The sequence below is a fragment of the Thermobacillus sp. ZCTH02-B1 genome, assembly GCF_002159085.1.
In the GTDB taxonomy this organism is placed as follows: domain Bacteria; phylum Bacillota; class Bacilli; order Paenibacillales; family Paenibacillaceae; genus Thermobacillus.
On the sequence record NZ_LZRU01000019.1, the window covers coordinates 51,137 to 75,012 of the forward strand.

Here is a 23,876-nt window from a genome sequence, read left to right on the forward strand (position 1 = left end):
GCGTCATGGTTTTGTTCCAGAAGGCTGAATGGCCGGCGTCAACATGGCCGCGCTCTCGTTTTTGGGCTGTACGGACACACGTCAGCTATTCGTTCCGAACCAGCAACAGGACCGATTCCACATGGCTCGTCTGCGGAAACATGTCCACCGGCTGCACCCATTCGATCCGGAACCCCGAGTCAAGCAGAAAACGGCAGTCCTTTGCGAGCGTCGCCGGGTTGCACGAGACGTAGACGAAGCGGGGCGGCTTCACATCGGCGACCGCGCGCAACAGGGCGTCGTCGCAGCCGGTGCGCGGCGGATCGACGACGATGACGTCGGGGCGGAAGCCCGTTTTCAGCCAGCGGGGCAGCAGTTCCTCGGCGCGTCCGACGTAGAAGCGGGCGTTCGTCCGGCCGTTCAGCCGCGCGTTTCGCTCCGCATCGTCGACCGCCTCGCGGATCGTCTCGATGCCGCGGACTTCGCGCGCATGCGGCGCGAGCCACAGCGCGATCGTGCCGGTGCCGCAGTAGGCGTCCACGACCGTCTCTTGGCCGGTCAGGGCGGCCGCCTCCCGCACGAGATCGTACAGCTTTACGGTCTGCTCCGGGTTGAGTTGGAAAAAGGCGCGCGGCGAGAGCCTGAAGGACAGTTCGCCCAGCTTCGTCTCCAGAGCGGGTTCGCCCCATAGGAGCCGGGTTTGCTCGCCGAAGACGAGCGGGGAGCTGCCGCGGTTGACGTTGACCGAGATCGAGGTGATCTGCGGAAGCTCGCGGCGGATCGACGAGACGAGCCGGTCAAGTCCTGGGAACCGCCCGGCCGATGCGACGAGGACGAGCTGCAGCTTGCCCGACTCGGGAGCGACGCGCAGCACGACGGTGCGCAGCGCGCCTTCCGGGCCGCTGCCGACCGGCACGCGGGCCTCACCGATCAGTCGCCGGATCCGCCCGGCGGCTTCGGTCACGGCCGGGTGCTGCACCGCACACCCGGCGATGTCGACGAGCCGGTGACTGCCCGGCTCGTAGAGTCCGAGGGCGAGCTTGCCATCCGGCGTGCGCCCGGCCTGAAGCTGCGCCTTGTTGCGGTAGCGCCAGGGCTCGTCCATGCCGATGATCGGGCGAAGCGGCAGCGGATCCCCCTCGAGGCCGGCGTAGCGCGCGAACGCTTCGCGGACGAGCTCCTCCTTCGCCTTGAGCTGCCCCGCGTAATCCATGTGCTGGAGCTGGCAGCCGCCGCAGCGTTCGTACACCGGGCAGGGCGGCTTCACCCGGTGCGGCGACCGCTTTTCGATTTCGACCAGGTCGGCCGTCAGCCGGTTCGGTTCCGTTCGCGCCACGGCCGCTTTCACGACTTCGCCGGGCAGGGCGCCGGGCACGAAGACGGCCTTGCGCTTGTAATAGCCGACGCCCTCGCCGTTGATGCCGATCCGCCGGATCGTCACGACGATCCGGTCGCCCGGCTTCAGCTCGTCTGCCGGGACATCCGCGACGCGCTCATCCCCTCTCTTTTTCGGGACGCGCCCATGTACGCGTTTCGCTTTCCCCTTGTCCGCGGTTCCGTCCGCTTTCGTACGGACGGATTCTTCTTCCGTGCCCTTCCGGTGTCGGTTCTTCATGCCCCCGTACGCTCCGTTTCTCATGCTGGTTGCGTCCGTCGCACCCTCTTGTCCATCATAGCATGAACCGGACGCGCGCCGCCAATCCGCCCGGCGGAAACGCCCGTCCGCTCAACCGGCAGCAGGACAACCCCCGCAAGAGATGAGGAAATAAGTCCCATTTTGGCTGGCATCTGGTTTCAGTGGGTGATTTTCGGTTTATATATTCACAATGAGTTTTTAAGCGTTTACATCCGCGTTCCGGACCTCTGTTTGCGGAATTGGAGGTGATTGCAGTCTCCGGTCGCATGGCGGGACGCCGCCGGTCAACCCAATACGTAAAGGAGGGCAATGAGATTTCATGTTCCAATTCAAACGAACTCGCCGAATCCTTTCGTTCTTCTGCTGCGTCATGCTGCTGACGTCCTTGCTGCCCGTATCTTACGGCTTTGCCGCCGAAGCGGATGACAGCGATCACGCGGAGGAGAACGGAAAGCCGACCGCCATGTTCGGAACGCCCCAGCTCGGGGCCGACGACCCGCTGTGGGACCAGACGAAGGCGTATCCGATCAACCGCAGCACGCTGCCGGAAGGGGATCCCAGACCCCGCGCCACGGGCACGGTCCGGATCCTGTGGGACGACGACTACGTGTACGCCCGCGTGGAAGTGCAGGACAGCAATCTGTATGTGGGGCCCGGCGGCGACCATACGTACGACAGCGTGGAATTTTTCGTCGGTCCGGGCTCCAGCGGTTCCAACCAATGGCGCGTCAGCGCGACGGGCGTGTTCTCGGGGCAGTCCCATACGGACAGGGCCGCATGGACCCGAATCACGGACGACGGGTACATCGTGGAAATCCGCATCCCGAGACGCGATGTGGTCTTGGAATCCGGCGGCTACCTGACCTTCGAGGTGAACATCAACAACTCGACGGAAAAGGGCGGGGACCGCTACGAAGTGGTATCCGCATTCGGAACGCCGGATGCCGGCTTCACCGGCGACGAGTCCTTCCGGGACAGCGTGAAGCTCATAGACGCCATCAAACCGGATCCCAGGCTTTCCGTCATCATCGTGGCGGAGCCGGGAGGCCGGGTCGAGCCGAACGCGCCCGGCAACGTGCTCAGGGTGGAGCCCGGCACCAGCCTCGAATTCACCATCAAGCCGGACAAAGGCAAAATCGTGGACACCGTCACGGTAGACGGCCAACCGGTGACGGTCGGTGCCGACAACGCGTTCACGCTGACCGATATCCGCGTCGACACCAGGATTCATGTGACTTTCAAGGATGATCCGGCCGCCGAACAGATTCCGTTCATCGTGTGGAACGACAACTTTGCCCGGGGCGAGTACACGACGGCCGTCATCATCGATCTGGGCGAGGGCCGGGAAGCGAAGGGTTCCGCGCTCCGTCCGGACCTGTTCGCCGTATCGCACCGGGACACGACCCTGTCCGGCAACACGGTCTTCGAAGGAGAGCGCAGGATCACGAGGGTATACGCCAATGACGAACCGAAGGTGCGCGGCTATCTCGGGGAGAAGTTCAATTCGCCGGATTATCGGGACGGACTGGAGAGCGGCCGCTACATTGTCATCGAACTGGAGTTCTACACGGAGGTCGGCGGCCACACCACGCTGGACGAGAACAGCAACTCGACCGTGCAGCATTACGGCATTGTCCTGAACGGCGAGATTGCGCTCACGAAAGGCGGGCCGATCCGCTACGCCGTCTTCAAACAGACGGGCGTCGTGAACCCGATCCTTGACAAATTCACCACCCATACGAGCGGGACGGCCCATTACGCGCTGTACCTGCACAAGGACCAAGAGGGCCATGTGGTGAAGGGATTGCCGCTCTATATCTACACACACGGCTTCTCGCGCGGCGGCACCCAGGCGCATATCGACCAGAAGGCGTCGATGAAATCCGCCAACGGTGCGGTTGCCCTGATGAAGCGGATGGAGGAGAATTTCGACAAATACGCGAGCCACATCCTGAACATTTCCTACAATGGAACGGCGACTCCGCAGACGGACGATGTGAAGCGGGTGATCGACGAACTGATTGCGGAAGGGCTGGTGGATCCCGATCGCATCTATGCGGCGGGCTTCTCCTGGGGCGGCGCGTATACGAACACCCTGATCAACGCCTATCCCGGCTTCTTCGCGGCGGCGGCCACCTTGTCACCGGTATTCGGCTCGCCGGATACGAGCAGGTTCCCTGAAGAACACAGGGATCTGGCTTACTGGATGTTCATCAATGCGCACAATGTCGGGATCTATCAGCAGACGCTCAACAACTTCATCACCAACGATATGCCGAACATGACGAACGCGCGGGCTACCCGCTTCGAGAGCAACGAGGCGCTTACGTGGCCCTACAATCAATACGACCAGCCGAGCCAACGGCCGAATCCGGATCTCGATCCGCCGCTGCTCGATTATATCGCACACGAGGTGGAAGCGGCGGTTCTGTACAACCGGTTCACGATGGACAATCCGCACACAGGCGGAATCTGGAGCATCGCGCCGACCGCGCAGTCACCCAACTTGCCGCCGTGGAACGATGACTACACCGATCTCTTTGACTGGATGTTCTCGCAGCGCAGGCCGGGAGTGCCGGATGCTCCGGGCGGCTTGACGGCCGTTGCGGGTGACGGCAAGGTCACGTTGAAATGGACGGCTCCGGCATACGACGGAGGGAAACCGATCCTGGGATACAAGGTCTGGTACGATGATGAGTCACCGGTCCCGGTGGATGCGTCGACGTACGAATATACCTTTACCGGACTGAACAACGGTCAGGAGTATACCTTCAAGGTTGTCGCGGTCAACGAGAAAGGCGACAGTGCGGCGGCAAGCGTGAAGGCGACGCCGCGGAGGTCCTCGTATCCGGTGATCATCATTCCCGGCGGCGGGGGAACCGGCCAGGATACCGATTCGGAACTGCCTTACACGCTGAAAACACCGGAAGGCAGTCCGGCCGTCAAGGATCAGAACGGCAACACGATCCTGCCGGGCGGAGGCGAGATTGTAACCGGAAGCGGAATCCGGATTCTGGCGCCCGCGGGCACGACGATCGCCCCGGACGGCGAGATCGTGATCGGATCGGGCGGTGCGGCCGTCATCTTCGAAAGCGGCTTGTCGCTCAACATTCGGGCGGGCGCGAAGCTGGTGCCGGATGAGATGTCGGCGCTCGGCTTCTCCGTGGCGTCCGGCGGTCCTTTCCGCGACGTCGACGAAAACGCCTGGTTCTACCGCCATGTCGTGACCGCCTACACCTTCGGGCTGTTCAACGGCACGTCTTCTGCAACGTTCTCGCCGGGAACTTCGATGACGCGCGCCATGTTCGTACAGGTACTGGCCAATCTCGAACAAGTGAACCGTTCCGGTTACCGGAACACCCGTTTCAAAGACGTGGCGGACAGACAGTGGTACACGGCCGCGGTCGCGTGGGCGGCCGAAACCGGCATCGTGAACGGGGTTGGCGCGGATCGGTTTGATCCCCATGCTCCGATTACGCGCGAGCAGATGATCGTAATGCTCTACAATTACATGAAATCCAAAGGCTACGCGATTCCTCAGGGTCAGGGTCGGCCCTTCGCGGATGAGGGCAAGATCAGCCCGTGGGCGCTGGAGGCCGTTCATGCGCTGCAAAGCCTGAACATCATAACCGGCAGGAACGGCAACCTCTTTGATCCGAAGGGGGTCGCCAGCCGTGCCGAAGTCGCGGCCGTCTTTGTCCGACTGATCGAATATCTGGCCCAGACCCGGGCTTGACACCCCCGACAGCGGAGGCCCTTCCGGCGGGCATGTTCCTGCCGGAAGGGCCCTCTTTCTGACCGTATGCATGCAAGCCGGGACCGGAAGAACGGGGCGAAGGCGGCGCGCCTTCACCCCGCCCGGTTCACTTCCGCGTCCAGATTCCGCAGGATCCGGTCGATTTCCGCCATCTGCTCCGGCGAAAGCGGACCGAATGCCATCGCCTTCGCGGCCTCTTCCGCCTGCGCGGGATGCTTGATGCCCGGAATCGGCACCGTATGCGCGCCGCGTCCCCAGATCCAGCAGAGCGCGCCCTGCACGAGCGTGCGGCCCCCGGAGGTCAGCACCTCCCGGATCGCGTCCAGCGCGTCGAGATATTCCGGCACCGGCCGGCCGTTCTTGAAGTAGCGCACCCAGGCGTGCATGCTGCCGCGCACGTCATCGGCCGGAAGCTGCGACGAGCGGTTGAACTTGCCGCTGAGCAGCCCCATCGCGAGCGGCATGTTGTTGATGCTCGTGAGGCCGTGCCGCGCGCAGAGCTCCACCATCGGGGAATCGGCCAGCACGTTGAGCGGATGCTGGAATGCCGCGGCTCCGGACCTGGCGGCGAACGTTTCGGCCGCCTCCGGGTCCTCCGTGCTCCAGCCGTACGCGCGGATCCATCCCTTCTCCTTCAGCCGCTCCAGCGAGTGGATGACCGAGTCGATCCGGTCGTCCGGAATGGAGCCGGGGTGGATCTGGTAGAGGTCGATGTAGTCCGTGCCGAGCCGCCGCAGCGACCGCTCGCAGGCCCGGACGATATAGTCCGGCGACACGTTGATTTTCGTGTACACGTTCCGGGTCGCTTCGTCGTAGGTGAAGCCGAATTTCGTCGCGATGACCGCCTCGTGGCGGCGACCTTTCAGCGCGCGGCCCAGCACTTCCTCGCTGTGTCCGGTGCCGTACACGTCCGCCGTGTCGAAGAATTGGATCCCGAGCTCGAGCGCCCGTTCGATCGCGCGGATCGACACGTCGTCGTTCACCTCGCCGTAGCCGTCGGGATGCCCGTCGAGCAGGAACTGACCGCCGATCGGCCAGCAGCCGAAGCCGACCGCGCTCACTTCGATGTCCGTGCGCCCCAGTTTCTTCTTGCCCATCATGCGCATCCAGCCCCTTTCCGGTTCGTTCCGGCCCCATTATAATGGGGGGAAATGGTCGTTCACAGAGCCACTTTTCATCAATTTTCATGGAACCACTTGCTTCGTTGCGGGAAAGGGGTGGCATCCGGTTTGTTCGGCATGACGATCGACCGGTCGTCGGATCGGCCCGTGACCGCCCAGCTCTGCGACCAGATCCGGCGCCTGATCGAAAGCGGCGGGATGGCCCGGGGCACGCGCCTGCCCTCGACCCGCCATCTCGCGAAGGAGCTCGGTATCGCGCGGAACGTCGCCATCGAAGCGTACGAGCAGCTCATCGCGGAAGGGTATCTCGTCGGCCGCGTCGGATCCGGCACCTATGTGGCGGAAGGCATCCCGGCGATTGCGGTTCCGCGCGCGGTCCGCATGTCCGAAGCGGGCGATCCGGACGCGGCCGGTGCGCCGAAGGACGCCGCCGCGCGCGCGGACGTGATCCGTTTCACCCCCGGCGTGCCGGATCTCGAGCGCTTCCCGCGCTGGAAATGGGCCCGCTATCTGAAGGAAGCGACGGAGGCGTGCAGCTTCGACTACGGCGACGTCCGGGGCGAGGAATCGCTGCGCGTCGAAATCGCGGCCTTTCTGCTTCGCTCGCGGGGGATGCGGGTCGACCCGGACCGGATCATGATCACGAGCGGCTCGTCGGAGGGATTCGACCTCATCGCCCGGACGCTCCGGCCCCGGTTCGGAAGCGTTTTCCTGGAGGATCCGACGATCGAGATCACGGGACACATCTTCGGCCGGGCCGGATACCGGATCGAGCCGGTTCCGGTCGACGAGTCCGGCATGCGGGTGCACGAGATCGGCACGTTTCCGCCGGACGGGCTGATGGTGCTGACGCCTTCCCATCAATATCCGACCGGCTGCATCCTGCCGGTCCAGCGGCGGCTCCACGCCCTCCGGCTCGCCGGGGAAGCCGGCTCCTTCATCGTGGAGGACGACTATGACGGCGATTTCCGGCTGAAGGGGGTGCCGATTCCGCCGCTCTGCATGCTCGGGCCCGAGCGCGTCCTTTACGCGGGGACGTTCAGCAAGACGCTCGCACCGGGCCTTCGCCTCGGCTTCCTCGTGCTGCCCGGCGACCTGACCGGGACGTTCGCCGAATTCCGGGAACTGGCGAACCTGCGCCCGCCCGTCCAGCCGCAGCTCGCCCTGGCCCGCTTCATCCGGGACGGGCATCTCGACCGGCACATTTACCGGATGCGGACCGTCTACCGCAACAAGCGCACGATGCTCATCAAGGCGATCAAACGGCATTTCGGCGATCGGGCCGTCATCCGGGGCGACGAGGCGGGCATGCACCTCCTCGTGGAGTTTCCGTTCCTCGACGCGGCGCCGGACTGGTCGCGGTCGGAGGAATACGGCGTCGCGGTCGAACCGGTCGAGGACTACTGCATGCGCCGGGGATCCCGCACGCGCCAGATCGTGCTCGGATACGGCAACATCCGCGAGCGCGACATCGAGCCCGGCATCGAGCGGCTGAGCCGGTTCGTGCGGGAGCGGGGAACGGCGCGGCGGACCGGCGGGACGGATTTTCCGGCCGGTTGACATGGACAACCCCGCTTCCGGGTGGTACGATGGCTCATGGGAGAAGAGTGGGAGAATCCGAGAAGCCGGAGGGAGACATGGATACGTCATTCATGGCAGCAACATTGGCAGGCATCAGACGCGGCATTGCCATCTGCGTCGCGGCTGTTCTGGTCGCATGGCCGCTTGCGGGGGAATGGACGCGGACCGCGCACGCGGCGGCCGGATCGGCTGCTCCGGCGGCGCAGCAGGACGGCATCCGGGTGATGCTCGACGGGAAACCGCTGTCCTTCACGCCCGCGCCGATCCGGGAAAAAGGCGTGACGCTCGTGCCGATGCGGCCGATCTTCACCGCCTTCGGCGCGAAGGTCACCTGGGTGTCCGAGACGAGGACCGTCTTCGCGGTGAAGGGAATCCTGAGCGTCTCGCTGCAGGCCGACGCGCGGCAGGCGGTCGTGAACGGCGAGAAGGTGGCGCTGGACGTGCCCGCCCGGTTGATTGACAACACGATGATGGTGCCGCTGCGCTTTGTCGCCTCCGCGTTCGGCGCGAAGGTCCGGTGGGAAGCCGGGACGCAGACCGTCTTCATCGAGACCGCCGAATCCCTGGAGCGCGAACGAGAAGCGGCGGAGGCCGGGGGCCGGCTGACGCCCGCGCAGATCGTGGAGCTGAACGACGACCGGGTCGTCATGATCACGACCGACACCGGCCAGGGCAGCGGCGTCATCGTCGGATCCCGCTGGGTGCTCACAAACTGGCACGTGATCGATGGTTCCGATTCGGGCCACGTCATCCTGAACGACGGCACCTCCGTCGGCATCCAGGGCGTGGCCGCGGCGGATGAGGACGCGGATCTCGCGGTCGTGCAGACGACGCGTCCGCTCGGGATTGCGCCCGTGGTGTTCGCGGATCCGGACTCGGTCCGGAAGGGCGACCGCATCGTCGCGATCAGCAGTCCGCTCGGCTACCGGAACACCGTGTCCGAAGGCCTGATCAGCAACTTCATCGAGAGCGGCGGCATCACCTATTACCAGATCAACGCGCCGATCGACCGGGGCAGCTCCGGCGGCGCGGTGTTCAACGAATACGGCGAGCTGGTCGGCATTACGACGGCCGTCATCCGGGACACGCTGGCCAGCCTGAATTTTGCGGTTCCCGCCTACTACGCCGAACCGCTGCTCGGGGAACTGGCCGCGAATCCCCCCGCCGCAAGCAGCGTCCGTTTCCCGGGCCGCAAGCTTCCGGACAGCCTCGCCGGCGCGTCGAACGAGGAGATCCGCGAGCTTCTGGAAGCGAAATTCGGCGGCGTCCAGACGACGAAGGGGCTCGCCACGTTCACCGACTGGACCGTCACCCGTGACGGGGAAGGGTGGCTGGTCATGACCGCCGTCATCAACCCGTCCTTCTACATGCTGTACGCCGAAGATGCGTCGGGAGAACTGCGCTGGTGGGCCATCAACCTGGCCACCGAGATGCGCCGCATGCTGCCGGACGTCAACCTGGAACTCATCGTTTATTACTCCCGGACGTTCAACGCAAAACCGCGCGGCTTCGCGCCGGACGACGTGACGTATCTCGGAGACGGCGAGTGGCGCGTCCAATATGAAGTTTTGCACCTGCAATATATGGACAAAATCCATCTCAGCGACATCCTGTGAGAATGACCAGGGAGGCCTGCCGCTTCCGGTTCGCGGGAGCAGGCGGGCCGTCCTTGTCCAGCGAGGTCAGGCCACATGAAAATCGTGCTCGCCACGCTCAACGCGAAATACATCCACATGTCGCTCGCGCTGCGCTGCCTGAAGGCGTACAGCGGCCGCGAGTTCGACATCGAGATCGCCGAGTACACGATCAAGGATCCGCCGATGCACATCACCGCCGATCTGTACCGCCGGCGGCCGGATGTCGTCGGCTTCTCGTGTTACATCTGGAACATCGAGGAGACGATCGCGGTCATCGACATGCTGCGCAAGGTGCTGCCCGAATGCCGCATCGTGCTCGGCGGCCCGGAGGTCAGCTACGACACGGAATATTGGATGAGGCGGCTTCCGGCGGTCGACTTCATCGTCATGGGCGAAGGGGAGGAGACGTTCCACCATCTGCTGACCGAGCTTGAGGGCGACGGGAAGTTCCATTATGTGTTCGGTCTCGCATATCGCAAGACGCTGCCGGACGGCACGCGCGAGATCCGGATCAACCCGCCGCGCCCGAAGGCGGATCTCACGAAGATGCCGTCGCCTCACCGCTTCCCGGAGGATATTCCGCATCTTCCGAACCGGATCGTCTACTTCGAGACGAGCCGCGGCTGTCCGTTCAGCTGCCAGTTCTGCCTGTCCAGCATCGAGACGGGCGTCCGGTACTACGATCTCGAGCAGACGAAGGCGGACCTGAAATACCTGATCGAGAACGGCGCCCGGCTGATCAAATTCGTCGACCGCACGTTCAACATCCGCCGCGACTACGCGCTCGAGCTGTTCCGCTTCCTGATCGAGCACCACGGCGGCTGCGTCTTCCAGTTCGAGATCACCGCGGACATCATGCGGCCCGAAGTGCTGGAATTCCTGTCGGAGCACGCGCCGCCGGGCATCTTCCGCTTCGAGATCGGCGTGCAGTCGACGAACGACGCGACGAACGAGGCGGTCATGCGGCGGCAGAACTTCGCGAAACTGGCCCGCACGGTCACGGCGATCCGGGACAGCGGCAACATCACCCAGCACCTCGATCTGATCGCCGGACTTCCGTACGAAGACTACGCCTCGTTCCGCAAGACGTTCAACGACGTGTTCGCGCTGCGCCCCGAGGAGCTGCAGCTCGGTTTCCTGAAGATGCTGCGCGGCACCGGGCTTCGGCGGGACGCGGAGAAGTACGGCTATGTCTACATGGAGCGGGCGCCGTACGAGATTTTGTCGAACGAATGGCTTTCGTTCGGCGACATCGTCCGGATCAAACGCGTCGAGGACGTGCTGGAGAAATACTGGAACGCGCATCGGATGGACCGCACGGTGCAGTATCTCGCATTCCATGTGTTCGAGACGCCGTTCGATTTTTTCCAGCAGTTCGGGGACTACTGGGAAGAGCGGGGCTGGCAGCGGATCGGCCACCAGCTCGAGGACCTGTTCATCCGCCTCCTGTCGTTCCTCGAGGACGCAAGGCCGCCGAAGCTGGAGCCGGATCTCGCGCTCGGCCTCATGAAGTACGATTATTTCCTGAACCACAAGTACCGGCCGCGCGCCGTCTGGTGGGAATTCCGGATGGACAAGCGGGAACACGCCGCGTGGATGCGCCGGCTGGCCGAGCGCCCGGAGGACGTGTCGCCGGCGTTCGCCGCGCTTCGGCCGGACGAGAAGCTGCTGCAGAAGCACGCGGTGATCGAGCGGCTGCCGTTCGATCTCGGCGCCTGGCTCGAACGCGGGGAATTCACGCGGGAGGCGGAGACGCTGCTCGTCGTCTGCTACGGCCTCGGCGGCGAGGGGGCGTCGGCCCACACGCTGCGCCTGCCGGCCGGGTCGAAATTGTGACATCAATCACGAAAATCAGAAGGAAAATGCACGGAAATGTCGAATGTTGGCTTTACGTACCGCTTGTACGTACAACCGAAAAGACCGATAGGGCATGCACCAAGCTTGAAAAAGGCAAACCATATGAAAATATGGGACGCAAAGCCACGGGTCTAAGGCATGGACCTCCGTTGCGGCCATGCTATGACGGCCGGGCTGCCGGGTAAGTGCATCGCAAGGACGCGTACCGTCTTCATGCCTTTTAGAGCTTGGGGACGGATTTTTTTTGTGCCGGCTTTTTGCGTCCCCGTCAGCGGGGGATGAACATGTCGAATGATTCCGTCGGGAAACAACGTCCGGGGTGGAAGGGGGGAATTGATGTTTCTCTCGCGGCGCTCGCCGCGATCGTCATGGTGCTGCCGGCTCCGCCGGCCTTCCTGAACGGTGCGGGCTGGGCCGGCTGCCTGCTGCTGCCGCTCCTCAGGCGGACGGGCTTCCGCTTCGCCGGGGCCGCGGCGCTAGCGGCAGCGGCGGCCGGCTTCTGGCTGGGGGATCGGCCGTGGACCGCGTTCCTCGCCGTACCGGAGGCGGCGCTGCTGGCGATCTGGCTGAAGCGCGGCCGGCAGGATCTGCTGCCCGCGGAGCTTGCCTGGCAGCTGGCCGCCGCCGCTCCGGCCGCGTTTGCGGCGACGCTTGCGGGAGGCGGGACGGCCGGAGAAGCGGCGGTGGCGGCCGCCGGCAGCGTGATCGCGGGGGCGTCGGCCGCGCTGCTCGCCGATCTGGTCCATCATTACCGGCTGCTGGATCGGTTGACGGGCCGATTCACGACGCCGGCGGAAGTCGGGTGCGTGCCGCTGCGGCGCATGATCACGCATCTGGCCACGGCCGCAGCGGTCGTGCCCGGCCTGCTGATCGTCCTGGCCGCCGGGCTGCCCGGATCGAAGCATGCGGCGCAATCCGGGGCCGGCGGATTTTCGGGCCCGGCGGTGCTGACGGTCGCCGCGGCGGCGGCGGTGCTGCCCGCGGCGTTCGGCGCCCACTGGCTGTCCGGACGGATCTCGGGCGCCTTCGAACGCCTTGCGACGGCAACGGACGGCCTGCACCTGAAGCTGCGGCGGGGCGAGGCCGTCCGCTGGCCCGACGGCGGCGCGGCGGAGGCGGCGGCCATCGCGGCGAACTGCCGGGAGATCGCGAATCTGCTCGCGGTTCAGTTTGACGCGAACGAGCGGCTGTCGGAATCGCTGGAAACCCAGTCCGCCCGGCTCCGCGCCTCCGAAGCCGCGCTCGAGCGGTTGTCCTGGCACGACACGCTCACGTCGCTGCCGAACCGGTATTCGTTCTACGAACGGCTGCGGTCGATGATGGAGGAGCACGGCGAGCGCGGCGTCGGCGTCATGCTGCTCGACATCGACCGGTTCAAGCAGGTAAACGATTCGCTCGGCCACGCCTCCGGCGACGAGCTGCTGCGCATCTTCGCGGACCGGCTGCGGCGGACGTGCGGCGAACACTCGGTCATCTGCCGGCTGGGCGGCGATGAATTCGCGGTTCTCGTGCCCGGCGGCACGCGCGATGCGCTCGGCCGGCTCGGCGACGCGATCCTCGGGGCGGCGGCGGAGCCGGTGCGCGTCGGCGAACGGGAACTGTACGTCGGCGCGAGCATCGGCATCAGCCTCTATCCGGACGACGCGGTGCGGGTCGAGGAGCTGGTGCGGAACGCGGACACCGCGATGTATACGGCGAAGGAAGCGGGCGGACGACGATACATATTTTATTCCGGTTCGATGAAGGAACGGGTATCCGAGCGGCTGGAGCTGGAGACGAGCCTGCACAAGGCGCTGGAACTCGGACAATTCGAGCTGTTCTATCAGCCCAGGATGGACGCGGACGGCAAGCGCACGCTCGGTTTCGAGGCGCTGATCCGCTGGTATCTTCCGGGCAAGGGATACATATCACCCGATCTGTTCATTCCGCTCGCGGAGGAGACGGGCGTCATCCAGGCGATCGGCGACTGGGTGCTGCGCACGGCGTGCCGGCAGTGCGCGGTCTGGCGCGAGGCGGGACATCCGCCCGTGTTCGTGGCGGTCAATGTCTCTCCCCGCCAGTTCGAGGATCCGCGGTTCGTCGAGCGGGTGGAAGCCATTCTCGCGGAGACGAACATGCGGCCGGAGTGGCTGGAGCTCGAGATTACGGAGAGCTTCCTGCAGCGGGACCGCCGCGTCGTCGCCGCCATGCTTCGGCGGCTGAAGGACCGCGGCATCCGCATATCGATCGACGATTTCGGCACGGGCTACTCGTCGCTGTCGCAGCTCAAGGATCTGCCGATCCACGCGGTGAAAATCGACCGCACGTTCATCCGGCACATCGACACCGACCGCAAGAACGCTTCGATCGTCTCGGCCATCATGGCGCTGGCGCACAGCATGAACCTGCGGGTCATTGCGGAGGGCGTCGAGACGGAAGCCGAGCTTCGGCTGCTGCGCAAGATGGGCTGTGACGAGCTGCAGGGCTATTATTTCAGCGCGCCGCTCCGGACGGAGGACGCCCATTCGTTTCTCCGCCTCGTGCGGGAGCCGGCCGCCTGGCGCAAGCGCGGATCGGGCAGCGGGGGCGCGGCGGGGTAGAAAACGGGCCATATCGGCGATTTTGCGCGAGTGAGGGGAAATTTTTTCTTCTATTTTGTCTGCCGGAAGCGGGCCGAACCGGAAGCGGGCCGAAACCGGGAAATCGAAACCGGGAAATAGACGAAAAAATGGCGATTCTTGCTTCGTCCGTCGGACGGGCGGGAACCCGCCGGCATCGGAATCCTGCGCTCCGCCCTCCCCGTTCGCGGCGGAGCCGTCCGATTCCGGAACGGTTGCAGGCGGCGGTTCGGTTCGTTTGCGGCATGCTTTTGGGGCTGTCTCATGCGGGCGGTCCGTTTTTCTTTTTGCAGGGGTTCTCCGGGACGGTTCGTTGCGGGGAGCCCGTTTTTTCCGGCGGTCCTCCGGGATTGACTTCGGAGGTGTCTCTTGCGGGCGGTTCCAATTCCGTTAACATCCGCATCATCCGCGCTCCGGCCGACCCCGCGCTTTGATCCCCGCACGCCGTTCTGCTTCAGGCCTTGTCTCCCGCGCCTCGTCCCGCGCGTTGTCCCCGCATGCCGTCCGTCTCTAAGCATTTTTTCCCCGCGTTCCTTCCCGCGCTTTGCCTCCTTGCGCAGTTCCGTTCGTCTCCGCACATCTTTCTCGTACTCCGTTCCGCGCCGTGTCCTCCCGGGTCCCCTCCTGTCGCTTCCGGTCATAAAAAACGCCCATCGTGGGAATATTTAACTTCGTGACTTCGACCAGACAATACACCTGGATCACGGGAGGACTCATGATTCTGAACGAGGAGCAGCTTCGGCGCAAAGCGCGGGAGCTGGCTTTGACCCATAATCTGTCCGGAGGCGGTCTGCGCGCCTCGTTCGCGCTGATCCGCGCGTTCGACCGCGACGCCGGGGAGCTTCGGAATTACGCGCTCAGACTTCAGCAGGAGGGACAGGGAAGCACGCGGCCGGCCGAAGAATGGCTGCTTGATCACGCGGATTTCATTGCCGAACAGACCATTCACATCCGCAAAATGATCCGTCCGGATGAAACGCGCCGCCTGCCCGCGCTGTCCGGCGGCCGGGAGCTGCGCGCGATGGCGCTCTGCGCGGATTACCTGGAGCATACGGACGGCCTGTTCGACGCCGATCTGCTCGCCGCATACGCGGAGGCGTATCAGGAGGTCGCCGTGCTGACGATCGGGGAAGTCGCGATGATCCCGCTGTTCGTCCGCATCGCGGTCATCCGGCGGCTCGCCTCCCTGTGCCGCACGTTGAAGGAGCGGCGCGAAGCCGGCGATCGGGTCGACCGGATGCTGGAACCGTTCACGAAGGCGGGCCGGACGCTTTCGGCGGAGGCCGTCCGGGAAGCGCTCGACGATGCCGGCGAGACGCTTCCGCTCTCGGGACCGACGATCGTCCATCTGATCGACCGGCTCGGGGAAATGGCCGAATACGCCGGCGATGTGCGGGATTGGCTCGCCTGCCGGCTCGACCGCCGGCAGGAAAGTCTCGAGAAAATCATCGCGCACGAGCACGGGCTGCAGGCGGCGTACGAAGTGTCGGCCAGCCACGCGATCCAGTCGCTCCGGCGGCTGGACCGCCTGGACTGGAGCACCATGTTCGACCGGCTCTGCCATGTTGACCGGGTGCTCCGCACGGAGACGGCGGGCACGTATCCGCTGCTCGACGCGTCCAGCCGGCAGGTGCTGCTCGGCCGGGTCGAGACGCTGGCGCGGCGCATGCGCGTGCCCGAGACGCTCGTGGCGAAGCAGGCGGTGGAGCTGGCCGCCCGTTACGGCGAACGCGAACGCGCCGGCCGCAAATCCGCGGACGTCGGCGGCTCCGTCCGGGACGGGGACGGCTCCATCCGGGACGGGGAAGGCGCCGGGGCGAGCCGGGACGGTCGCACCGCGCGGACCGATCTTCCGTCCTGCAGCGAACCGGAAGTGCTGCCGCGCCCGGCCTATGCGGCCTACTACCTGCTCGATCCGCACGGCGTCCGGGCCCTCTGGCGCGCCCTGAAACGGTGTGCGAAGCCCCGCGCCATGCCGCGCGCGGTGGTGAAGCGGATGCGCCAGCCCGTCTATTTCGGCGCGCTGGCCGTGGTGTTTGCCGCCTTGTGGGCGCTGTTCGTGCGGCTTGCGGTGCCCGGGGACGGAGCCGAAGACTGGCGGACGTGGATCGCCGCCGCGGCGGCGCTGTTGCTCGCGATCCCGGCGAGCGAATGGGCGGTGCAGATCGTGCACCAGTCGATCTGCGCGTATTGCCGGTCGCGGCCGCTGCTCAGGTACGATTACGCCTCGGGCATTCCGGACGACGCGGCGACGATGGTCGTCATGCCGGTCATCTGGTCCAGCCCCGCGCAGGTGCGCGAGAGCGCGGAGCGGCTGGAGCTCCATTACCTTGCGAACCGCGATCCGAACATCCATTTCGCGCTGCTCGGCGATTACGCCGACGCGGACGAGGAGACGAAGGATGAGGACCGGGCGATCGCCGACGAGGCGATCCGCGCGATCGAGGCGCTCAACCGCGCGTACGGTTCGGAGGGCGGCCCGACGTTCCATGTCTACATTCGCCGCAGAACCTGGAACGAGGCCGACCGGGTCTGGATGGGCTGGGAGCGGAAGCGCGGCAAACTGGTGGAATTTGCGGATTTGCTGCGCGGCGCGACGGACACGACATTTGCCGTGCGCGTAGGCGACCCGTCGGTGCTGCCCCGCATCCGCTATCTGATCACGCTGGATGCCGACACCCAGCTTCCGATCGGCGCGGCGCAGCGGATGATCGGCACGATGCATTATCCCTACAACCGTCCCCGCTTGAACGAGGCAGGCACGCGCGTCGAAGAAGGCTACGGCGTGCTGCAGCCGCGCATCGGCATCAGCCACGAATCGGCGACGCGTTCCCGTTTCGCGCGGCTCTGGTCCGGCGAACCGGGCATCGACCCGTACGCCTTCGCGATGTCGGACCCGTACCAGGATGGTCTGGACGTCGGCATCTTCACGGGCAAGGGCATCATTGACGTTGACACGTTCCGCGCGGTGCTGCGCGAGCGCATTCCGGACAACCGGGTGCTCAGCCACGATCTGCTCGAGGGCGGTTTTCTGCGCTGCGGGCTGCTGCCCGACATCGAGCTGGTGGACGGACATCCGGCGACGTTCAGCGCCTGGCAGCACCGGCAGCACCGCTGGATACGCGGCGACTGGCAGCTCCTGGGTTGGCTGAGACGATCGGCGCCGGACCGCAGCGGACGGAAACGGCGCGTCGATCTGACGATCCTGACGCGCTGGCAGATCGTCGACAACCTGCGCCGCAGCCTGCTCGCGCCGGCGCTGCTGGCGCTGATCGGGCTGGCCATGCTGCTGCCCGCCCGGTCCGGCCCGGCCGCAGCCGCCATCGCGCTGGCGACGCTGGCGATGCCGCTGTGGCGGGCGCTCGCCGCGCCCGTCCGGTTGATCCGGCGGCCGTCCGTCCTCGCCGTCGCCGCCGGACAGACACTGTCGGCGCTCGCGACGCTGCCCTGGCAGGCCGTCATGGCCGTCGACGCGATCGCGCGGACGCTCTGGCGGCTGGCCGTATCCCGGCGGAAATTGCTCGAATGGGTCACCTCGGCGGAGGTGGAACGGAACCGCCCGCGCCGCCTGATGGGGCTCGATTGGGGGATGGCGCTCGCCTTGGCCGTCGGGGCGCTGGCCCTCGCGGCCGAATCCGCCGCCCAGACCGTCATCGGCGTTCTGCTGGCGGTGATCTGGGCGTTCGCTCCCGTCGTCATCGAATGGCTGGACCAATCCGCGCCGGCCGCCGAAAACGGACTGACGGAAGCGGAGAAGGACGAACTCCGGAAGCTGGCCGCGGACATCTGGCGCTTCTATGAAGAGTTCGCGACGGAGCGGGACAACTGGCTGCCGCCGGACAACGTGCAGATCGATCCGCCGGTCGGCGTCGCCCACCGCACTTCGCCGACGAACATCGGCATGCTGATCGCCTGCACGGTGACGGCGCGGGATTTCGGGTTCATCGACACGCCCGGCATGATCGAGCGGCTCGAGCGGACGATCGGCACCGTCGAGCGGATGGAAAAATGGCACGGCCACCTCTACAACTGGTACAGCACCGAGACGCTGCAGCCGCTCCCGCCGCGTTACGTCTCGACCGTCGATTCGGGGAACCTGGTCGGCTGCCTGATTGCCGCGAAGGAGGGGCTCGCCGAGTGGATCCGGCGCGATTATCCGGAAGCGGGCGCCGGGGAGGCGGACCGGAGCGCCGCAGCGGGGAGCGGGGTGCCGGCCGGCGCGGGAGAACGGCGCGCGGACGGCGGACGGCTGCTCCCGGCGACGGCGGATCCCGAGCTGTCGGACGAGCCCGGGCGCCAGGCGGTGCACGAGGCGCCGGGCGCATCCGGGCGTGAGTCGGTGCCTGAGGCGCCGGTCGAATCCGGGCGGCAAGCGGCGCATGGGGCGCCGGGATTGTCCGGCCGGCAGACGGCGGATCTCGAGGCTTCGGCGGAGCCGCTCGGCGTACGCGAGCCCGCGGTCGCATCCACCGAATCGGGCGATTGGGCGGCGCGCGGTTGGCGGCTGGTCGAGCGGATGGAGGCGCTGATCGCGGGGACCGATTTCCGTCCGCTGTATGATCCCGCATCGAAGCTGTTCAGCCTCGGATTCCATACGATGACCGGCGAGAAGGAGACGATCCTCTACGACCTGCTCGCCTCCGAAGCCCGGCAGACCAGCTTCATCGCGATCGCGCTCGGGCAGGTGCCCGTCTCGCACTGGTTCAAGCTCGGCCGGGCGATGACGCGCGCCGGCGGCGGCAAGGCGCTGGTCTCCTGGGCGGGCACGATGTTCGAATATCTGATGCCGCCGCTGCTCATGCGCACCTATTCCGGCACGGTCTGGGACGCCACCTACCGCGCCGTCATCCGCAGGCAGGCCGAATACGCGCGGCTGCGCGGCGTGCCGATGGGCATATCCGAGTCGGGCTATTACGCGTTCGATTTCCAGATGAACTACCAGTACCGGGCGTTCGGGGTTCCGGGCCTCGGCTTCAAGCGCGGGCTCGAGACGGATCTCGTCGTCGCGCCCTACGCCACGGTCATGGTGCTGCCCTACGAGCCCCGGCTGGCGTTGGACGAGCTCAAGAAAATGGAAGCGCTCGGGGCGCGGGGGGAGTACGGCTATTACGAGGCGATCGACTGCACCCGGGAACGGCTTCCCGAGGGGCAGACGAGCGTCGTGATCCGCAGCTTCATGGCGCACCATCAGGGCATGATGCTGCTTACGCTCGGCAACGTGCTGCTGGAGCGAACCATGGTGGACCGATTCCACGCCGACAAGCGCATCCGTTCGGCCGAATTGCTGCTGCAGGAGCGGGTGCCCGAGCGTCCGGCCCTCGTCCTGCACGCGGCCGCGGCGCCGCTGCGCATGCAGGACCCGGACCATCGGCTGAAGGCGCCGCAGCGGAAGTTCCGTACGCCCCATCCGCCGCTGCCGGAGGTATGCGTCCTGTCGAACGGTTCCTTCACGTCCGTCGTCACCGCTTCGGGGGGCGGCTGCCTCCGCAGCGACGGGATGGCGGTGACGCGCTGGCGGGAGGACGCCTGCGAGGATGCGTGGGGCATCGGCGTCTACATCCGCGACGTCGAGCGGGAGGCGGTCTGGTCGGCCGCCTGGTATCCGGTCGGATCGGCGGGCGACGAATACACGGTTGAATTCTCGCTGGAACAGGCGCGGTTCATGCGCCGGGACGGCGACATCCGGACAACGATGGACGTGTGCGCGGCGGCGGAGGCCAACGCGGAGATCCGCCGGATCACGATCACCAACCGCGGAGACCGCCCGCGGCTGCTGGAGGCGACCACCTACGTCGAGCTCGCGCTGGCCGATCCGGCGGCGGACGCGGCGCATCCCGCGTTCAGCAAGCTCTTCGTCGAGACGTCGTTCGACGAGGGGCAGGAGGCGCTGCTGGCCCGGCGCCGGCCGCGCAGCCCCGAAGACAAGCCGATCTGGGCGGTGCACGGGCTCATTTCATGCGGCGAATCGGTCGGGCCGGTCGAATACGAGACCGACCGCGCGCGGTTCATCGGCCGGGGCGGGTCGATGCGGGAACCGCGGGCGATCCGCGAGAGGCTCACCGGCACGGTCGGCGCCGTCGTCGACCCGATCTTCGCGGTGCGCCGGCGAATCTCCGTGCCGCCGGGCGGCCAGGCGAAGCTGATCGTCGTCACGGGGACGGCCGCGTCGCGGGAAGAGGCGCTCGAGCTGTACGGCCGTTTCGGCACGGCGCAGCAGGTCGAGCGCGCGTTCCAGCTCGCCTGGACGCGCAGCCGGATCGAGCTGCACCATCTGCACATGCAGACGGCGGAGGCCACGCTCTGCCATGTCCTGGCGGGACGCGTGCTGTATGCGCCGCCGATGCAGGCGGAGCGCGCCGAGGCGCTCGACCGCGGCCCGTACGGCCAATCCGGCCTGTGGCCGCTCGGCATATCCGGCGATCTGCCGATCGTGCTGGTCAAGACCCATGACACCGCGAACGCGGGATCGGCCGCGGAACTGATCCGCTGCCACGAATGGCTCCGCCGCGCCGGCATCGTGTTCGATCTCGTGTTTCTGATCGAATCGCCGGGCGGCTACCAGCAGGAGCTGCGCGATCAGATCATGCGCCTGATCGGGCAGTCGGTATCGCGCATGTACGCGGACCGGCCGGGCGGCGCGTACGCGTTCAGCGCCGACCAGCTCCGCGAGGAAGAGAGGCGTCAGCTCGCCGCCTCCGCGCGGATCATCCTGCGGCTGGACGGCTCCAGTCTGCGCGCGCAGTTAAGGGTCCTGGCAGCGGCGGACCGGACGGCCGCTCCGGCCTTCGCACCCGTCGCGGGGGGGACGGGACCGGCGGAGGAGGCGGAAGCGGATGCCGGTTTTGCGGACAAGGCGCGGGAAGGGCTGGTGATGTGGAACGGCTGGGGCGGTTTTGTCCCGGACGGATCCGAATACCGGATCGTGCTGCCCGAAGGCAGGAGTCTGCCCGCCCCCTGGTCCAACGTCGTCGCCAATCCGGACTTCGGCTTCCTGATCACCGAACGGGGCACGGGCTACACGTGGTTCCGGAACAGCCGCGAATTCCGGCTGACCCCCTGGTCGAACGACCCGGTGCTCGATCCGGCGGGGGAAGCGTGCTACCTGCGCGACGAGGAGACGGGACGGTTCTGGTCGATCGCGCCCGCTCCGGTCGGCGGACCGGGGACCGTCGTCGTCTCGCACGGCCGCGGGTACACGCGGTTCGAGCGGCGTTGCTTCGGCATCCGCCAGACGATGACGGTGTTCGCGGCGCGGCATGACCCCGTGAAGATCACGGAGATCCGCCTCGCGAACGAGGGGAACCGGCCGCGGCGCCTGTCCGTCACCGGCTACGTCTCCTGGGTGCTCGGCGTCAACCGCGAAAGCGGCGCCCCGTTCGTCGGGACCGAATGGGACGGCCGGGTGCTGTACGCCCGGAGCGCCTGGCAGGAGACGTTCCGGAGCGAGACGGCTTTCCTGACCGTCGTCTCGGACGCAAAGGACGGTTCGCCCGCCTGCACGGCCGACCGGCGCGAGTTCGTCGGCCGGGGTGGCAGCCTCGCCGAGCCGGCAGCGATGAAGCGTCGCAGTCTGTCGGGAGCGGCGGGCCGGTTCGCGGACAGCTGCGGCGCCGTGCAGCTGGTCATCGAACTGGAACCGGGCGCCGAGCGGACGGTGTGCCTGCTGCTCGGCTGCGGACGGGACGGGGAGGAGGCGCGCCGGCTCGCGGCGGCGTATGCGGTTACGGCGCGGTGCCGGGAAGCCTTTGCGGAGGCCGCGGAATTCTGGTCGGAGACGCTCGGGCAGCTGCGGGTCGAAACGCCCGATCCCGCGATGAACCTGCTGCTGAACGGCTGGATGCTGTACCAGACGCTCTCCTGCCGGATGTGGGCGCGTTCGGCCTTCTACCAGTCCGGCGGCGCGTACGGCTTCCGCGACCAGCTTCAGGATTCGCTCGCGCTGCTGCACGCGTGGCCCGACCTCACGCGCCGGCAGATTTTGCTCCACGCCGCGCACCAGTTCCGGGAAGGCGACGTGCAGCACTGGTGGCATGAAGAGACGGGGCGGGGCGTCCGGACGCGCTATTCGGACGACCTGCTCTGGCTGCCGTATGCGGTCGCGCGCTATGTGCTGCATACGGGCGACATGGCCTTGCTGGACGAGATGCGGCCTTTTCTGGCCGGCGAAGAGCTGGGCGCGGACGAACACGAGCGCTACGATCGCACGGTCGAGTCGGAGGAGGCCGGCACGGTGTACGAACACTGCCTGCGCGCGATCGCCCGCGCGCTCCGCTTCGGCGTCCACGGCCTGCCGCTCATGGGCATCGGCGACTGGAACGACGGCATGAACCGCGTGGGCAGCGAAGGCCGGGGAGAGAGCGTCTGGCTCGGCTGGTTCCTGATGACGGTGCTCGATCTGTTCGCGCGGGTGTGCGAGATGCGCGGCGACGGGAGCCGGGCGGCCGAAATGCGGCGGACGCGCGAGGCGCTGGCGGAGGCGCTGAACCGGCACGCGTGGGACGGCGAATGGTACCGGCGCGCGTACACCGACGGCGGCGAATGGCTCGGCACGAGCGGCGGGCGCGAGTGCCGGATCGACGCGATCGCCCAGTCGTGGTCCGTCATTTCCGGCGGCGCGCCGGCGGACCGGGCGCTCCGGGCGATGCGGTCGTTCGACCGCGAGCTCGTCGACCGGACGACGTCGGTCGCGCGGCTGCTCACGCCGCCCTTCGACACGACCGAACCGTCGCCCGGCTACATCCAGGGCTATCCGCCCGGCATCCGGGAGAACGGCGGCCAGTACACGCACGGCGTGCTGTGGAGCATCGTCGCCTGGGCGATCCTCGGCGACGGGGACAAGGCGTTCGAATTGTTCGACATGCTGAATCCGATCCGTCACACATCCTCGCCGCGCGAGGTCGCGGTTTACCTGGGCGAGCCGTACGCGATGGCGGCGGACGTGTACATGTCGAACCCGTATCGCGGCCGGGCCGGCTGGACCTGGTACACGGGCGCGGCCGGCTGGATGTATCAGGCCGGGGTCGAATGGATTCTCGGCATCCGCCGGGAAGGCGGCCGGCTGCGGCTCGAACCGCGCATCCCGGCGGGCTGGCCGGGTTTCCGGGCGGAGTACCGGTTCGGCGGCAGCGTGTACGCGATCGAGGTGCGGAACCGCCAGGCCGGCGGGTCCGGCCCGGGCCTTACGGTCGACGGCAAGCCGGTGCCGGCGTGTGCCGCGGCGGAGAGCGGAACCGGTTCGGAGCCCGGAAGCCCGTCGGAGGGCGCGCGACCGGACGGCCATCCGGCGGAGGCCGGCGGCGCTGCGGACGCTCCCGCGCCGTCGCCGGAAGCGGCCCCGGACCGGCGGGAGCGGACCCGCGAAGCCGTTCCGGCCGAAGGCGGCGGCGTTTCGCCGCTTTCGGCGGCCGCGACGGGCCGCTGGTATGTCGAACTCATCGATGACGGCGCGCGGCACGAAGTCGTGTTGCAGCTTTGAGGCCGCGCCGGCCGCGGCGACGGCGTCGCCGCCCGACCCGGCGCGCCCGTCTGCACGGGTTCGGGCGTCGGGCGCCGCCATGATGCGCCGTCCGCGTCATCGCGGGATGCCGGCGCCCGGATCAACCGCTGCGATGGCGGACTGGCATTCCCGTTCGTCGTGCCACATAATGGGTCATGCGGGGCGCCTGCATGCGCCACCCGTTCCGGGAAACGGATCGACACACCATGCGATGG

Annotated in this window: 8 protein-coding genes and 1 riboswitch; of the genes, 6 read left to right on the forward strand and 2 right to left on the reverse strand. The window is 66.9% G+C overall.

Going from position 1 to position 23,876, the window contains the following annotated elements; genetic code table 11:
• Positions 1 to 85 precede the first annotated feature (85 nt).
• Complete coding sequence (gene rlmD, locus A9Z00_RS08600; protein WP_296975903.1) at positions 86 to 1,594, reverse strand: 23S rRNA (uracil(1939)-C(5))-methyltransferase RlmD; 1,509 nt, start codon at positions 1,592 to 1,594, stop codon at positions 86 to 88.
• A 340-nt stretch (positions 1,595 to 1,934) separates the two neighbouring features.
• Between rlmD and A9Z00_RS08605 the strand changes: the two genes are divergently transcribed.
• A complete protein-coding gene (locus A9Z00_RS08605) occupies positions 1,935 to 5,351 on the forward strand; it encodes an S-layer homology domain-containing protein (RefSeq protein WP_296975906.1) in 3,417 nt (1,138 codons plus the stop codon).
• Between the two features lie 113 nt (positions 5,352 to 5,464).
• Here A9Z00_RS08605 and A9Z00_RS08610 read toward each other — a convergent pair whose 3' ends face one another.
• Positions 5,465 to 6,472 carry an aldo/keto reductase gene (locus tag A9Z00_RS08610; protein WP_296975909.1) on the reverse strand — a complete coding sequence of 336 codons (1,008 nt, stop codon included), beginning with the start codon at positions 6,470 to 6,472 and terminating at the stop codon, positions 5,465 to 5,467.
• Positions 6,473 to 6,610: 138 nt separating this feature from the next.
• Between A9Z00_RS08610 and pdxR the strand changes: the two genes are divergently transcribed.
• From pdxR to A9Z00_RS08635, 5 genes are all read left to right on the forward strand, one after another.
• Entirely contained in the window at positions 6,611 to 8,053 is a 1,443-nt protein-coding gene (gene pdxR / locus A9Z00_RS08615; RefSeq protein WP_296976384.1) for a MocR-like pyridoxine biosynthesis transcription factor PdxR, read from the forward strand.
• 92 nt (positions 8,054 to 8,145) lie between these two features.
• Positions 8,146 to 9,690 (forward strand): stalk domain-containing protein, encoded by a 1,545-nt coding sequence (locus tag A9Z00_RS08620; RefSeq protein ID WP_296975912.1) that lies wholly within the window; start codon positions 8,146 to 8,148, stop codon positions 9,688 to 9,690.
• A 75-nt stretch (positions 9,691 to 9,765) separates the two neighbouring features.
• Positions 9,766 to 11,547 (forward strand): B12-binding domain-containing radical SAM protein, encoded by a 1,782-nt coding sequence (locus A9Z00_RS08625; protein WP_296975915.1) that lies wholly within the window; start codon positions 9,766 to 9,768, stop codon positions 11,545 to 11,547.
• A gap of 103 nt (positions 11,548 to 11,650) precedes the next feature.
• Positions 11,651 to 11,750: riboswitch (cyclic di-GMP riboswitch) on the forward strand.
• A 102-nt stretch (positions 11,751 to 11,852) separates the two neighbouring features.
• Positions 11,853 to 14,147 (forward strand): putative bifunctional diguanylate cyclase/phosphodiesterase, encoded by a 2,295-nt coding sequence (locus A9Z00_RS08630; RefSeq protein ID WP_296975918.1) that lies wholly within the window; start codon positions 11,853 to 11,855, stop codon positions 14,145 to 14,147.
• A gap of 733 nt (positions 14,148 to 14,880) precedes the next feature.
• Positions 14,881 to 23,640 carry a glycoside hydrolase family 94 protein gene (locus A9Z00_RS08635; protein ID WP_483316291.1) on the forward strand — a complete coding sequence of 2,920 codons (8,760 nt, stop codon included), beginning with the start codon at positions 14,881 to 14,883 and terminating at the stop codon, positions 23,638 to 23,640.
• The last annotated feature ends 236 nt before the right edge of the window (positions 23,641 to 23,876 follow it).

Coding starts and splice junctions, on each gene's coding strand:
- rlmD (WP_296975903.1), bottom strand. CDS start 1,594: ATGAAGAACCGACACCGGAAGGGCACGGAAGAAGAATCCGTCCGTACG.
- A9Z00_RS08610 (WP_296975909.1), bottom strand. CDS start 6,472: ATGATGGGCAAGAAGAAACTGGGGCGCACGGACATCGAAGTGAGCGCG.
- A9Z00_RS08630 (WP_296975918.1), top strand. CDS start 11,853: ATGTCGAATGATTCCGTCGGGAAACAACGTCCGGGGTGGAAGGGGGGA.
- pdxR (WP_296976384.1), top strand. CDS start 6,611: ATGACGATCGACCGGTCGTCGGATCGGCCCGTGACCGCCCAGCTCTGC.
- A9Z00_RS08620 (WP_296975912.1), top strand. CDS start 8,146: ATGGCAGCAACATTGGCAGGCATCAGACGCGGCATTGCCATCTGCGTC.
- A9Z00_RS08625 (WP_296975915.1), top strand. CDS start 9,766: ATGAAAATCGTGCTCGCCACGCTCAACGCGAAATACATCCACATGTCG.
- A9Z00_RS08605 (WP_296975906.1), top strand. CDS start 1,935: ATGTTCCAATTCAAACGAACTCGCCGAATCCTTTCGTTCTTCTGCTGC.
- A9Z00_RS08635 (WP_483316291.1), top strand. CDS start 14,881: ATGATTCTGAACGAGGAGCAGCTTCGGCGCAAAGCGCGGGAGCTGGCT.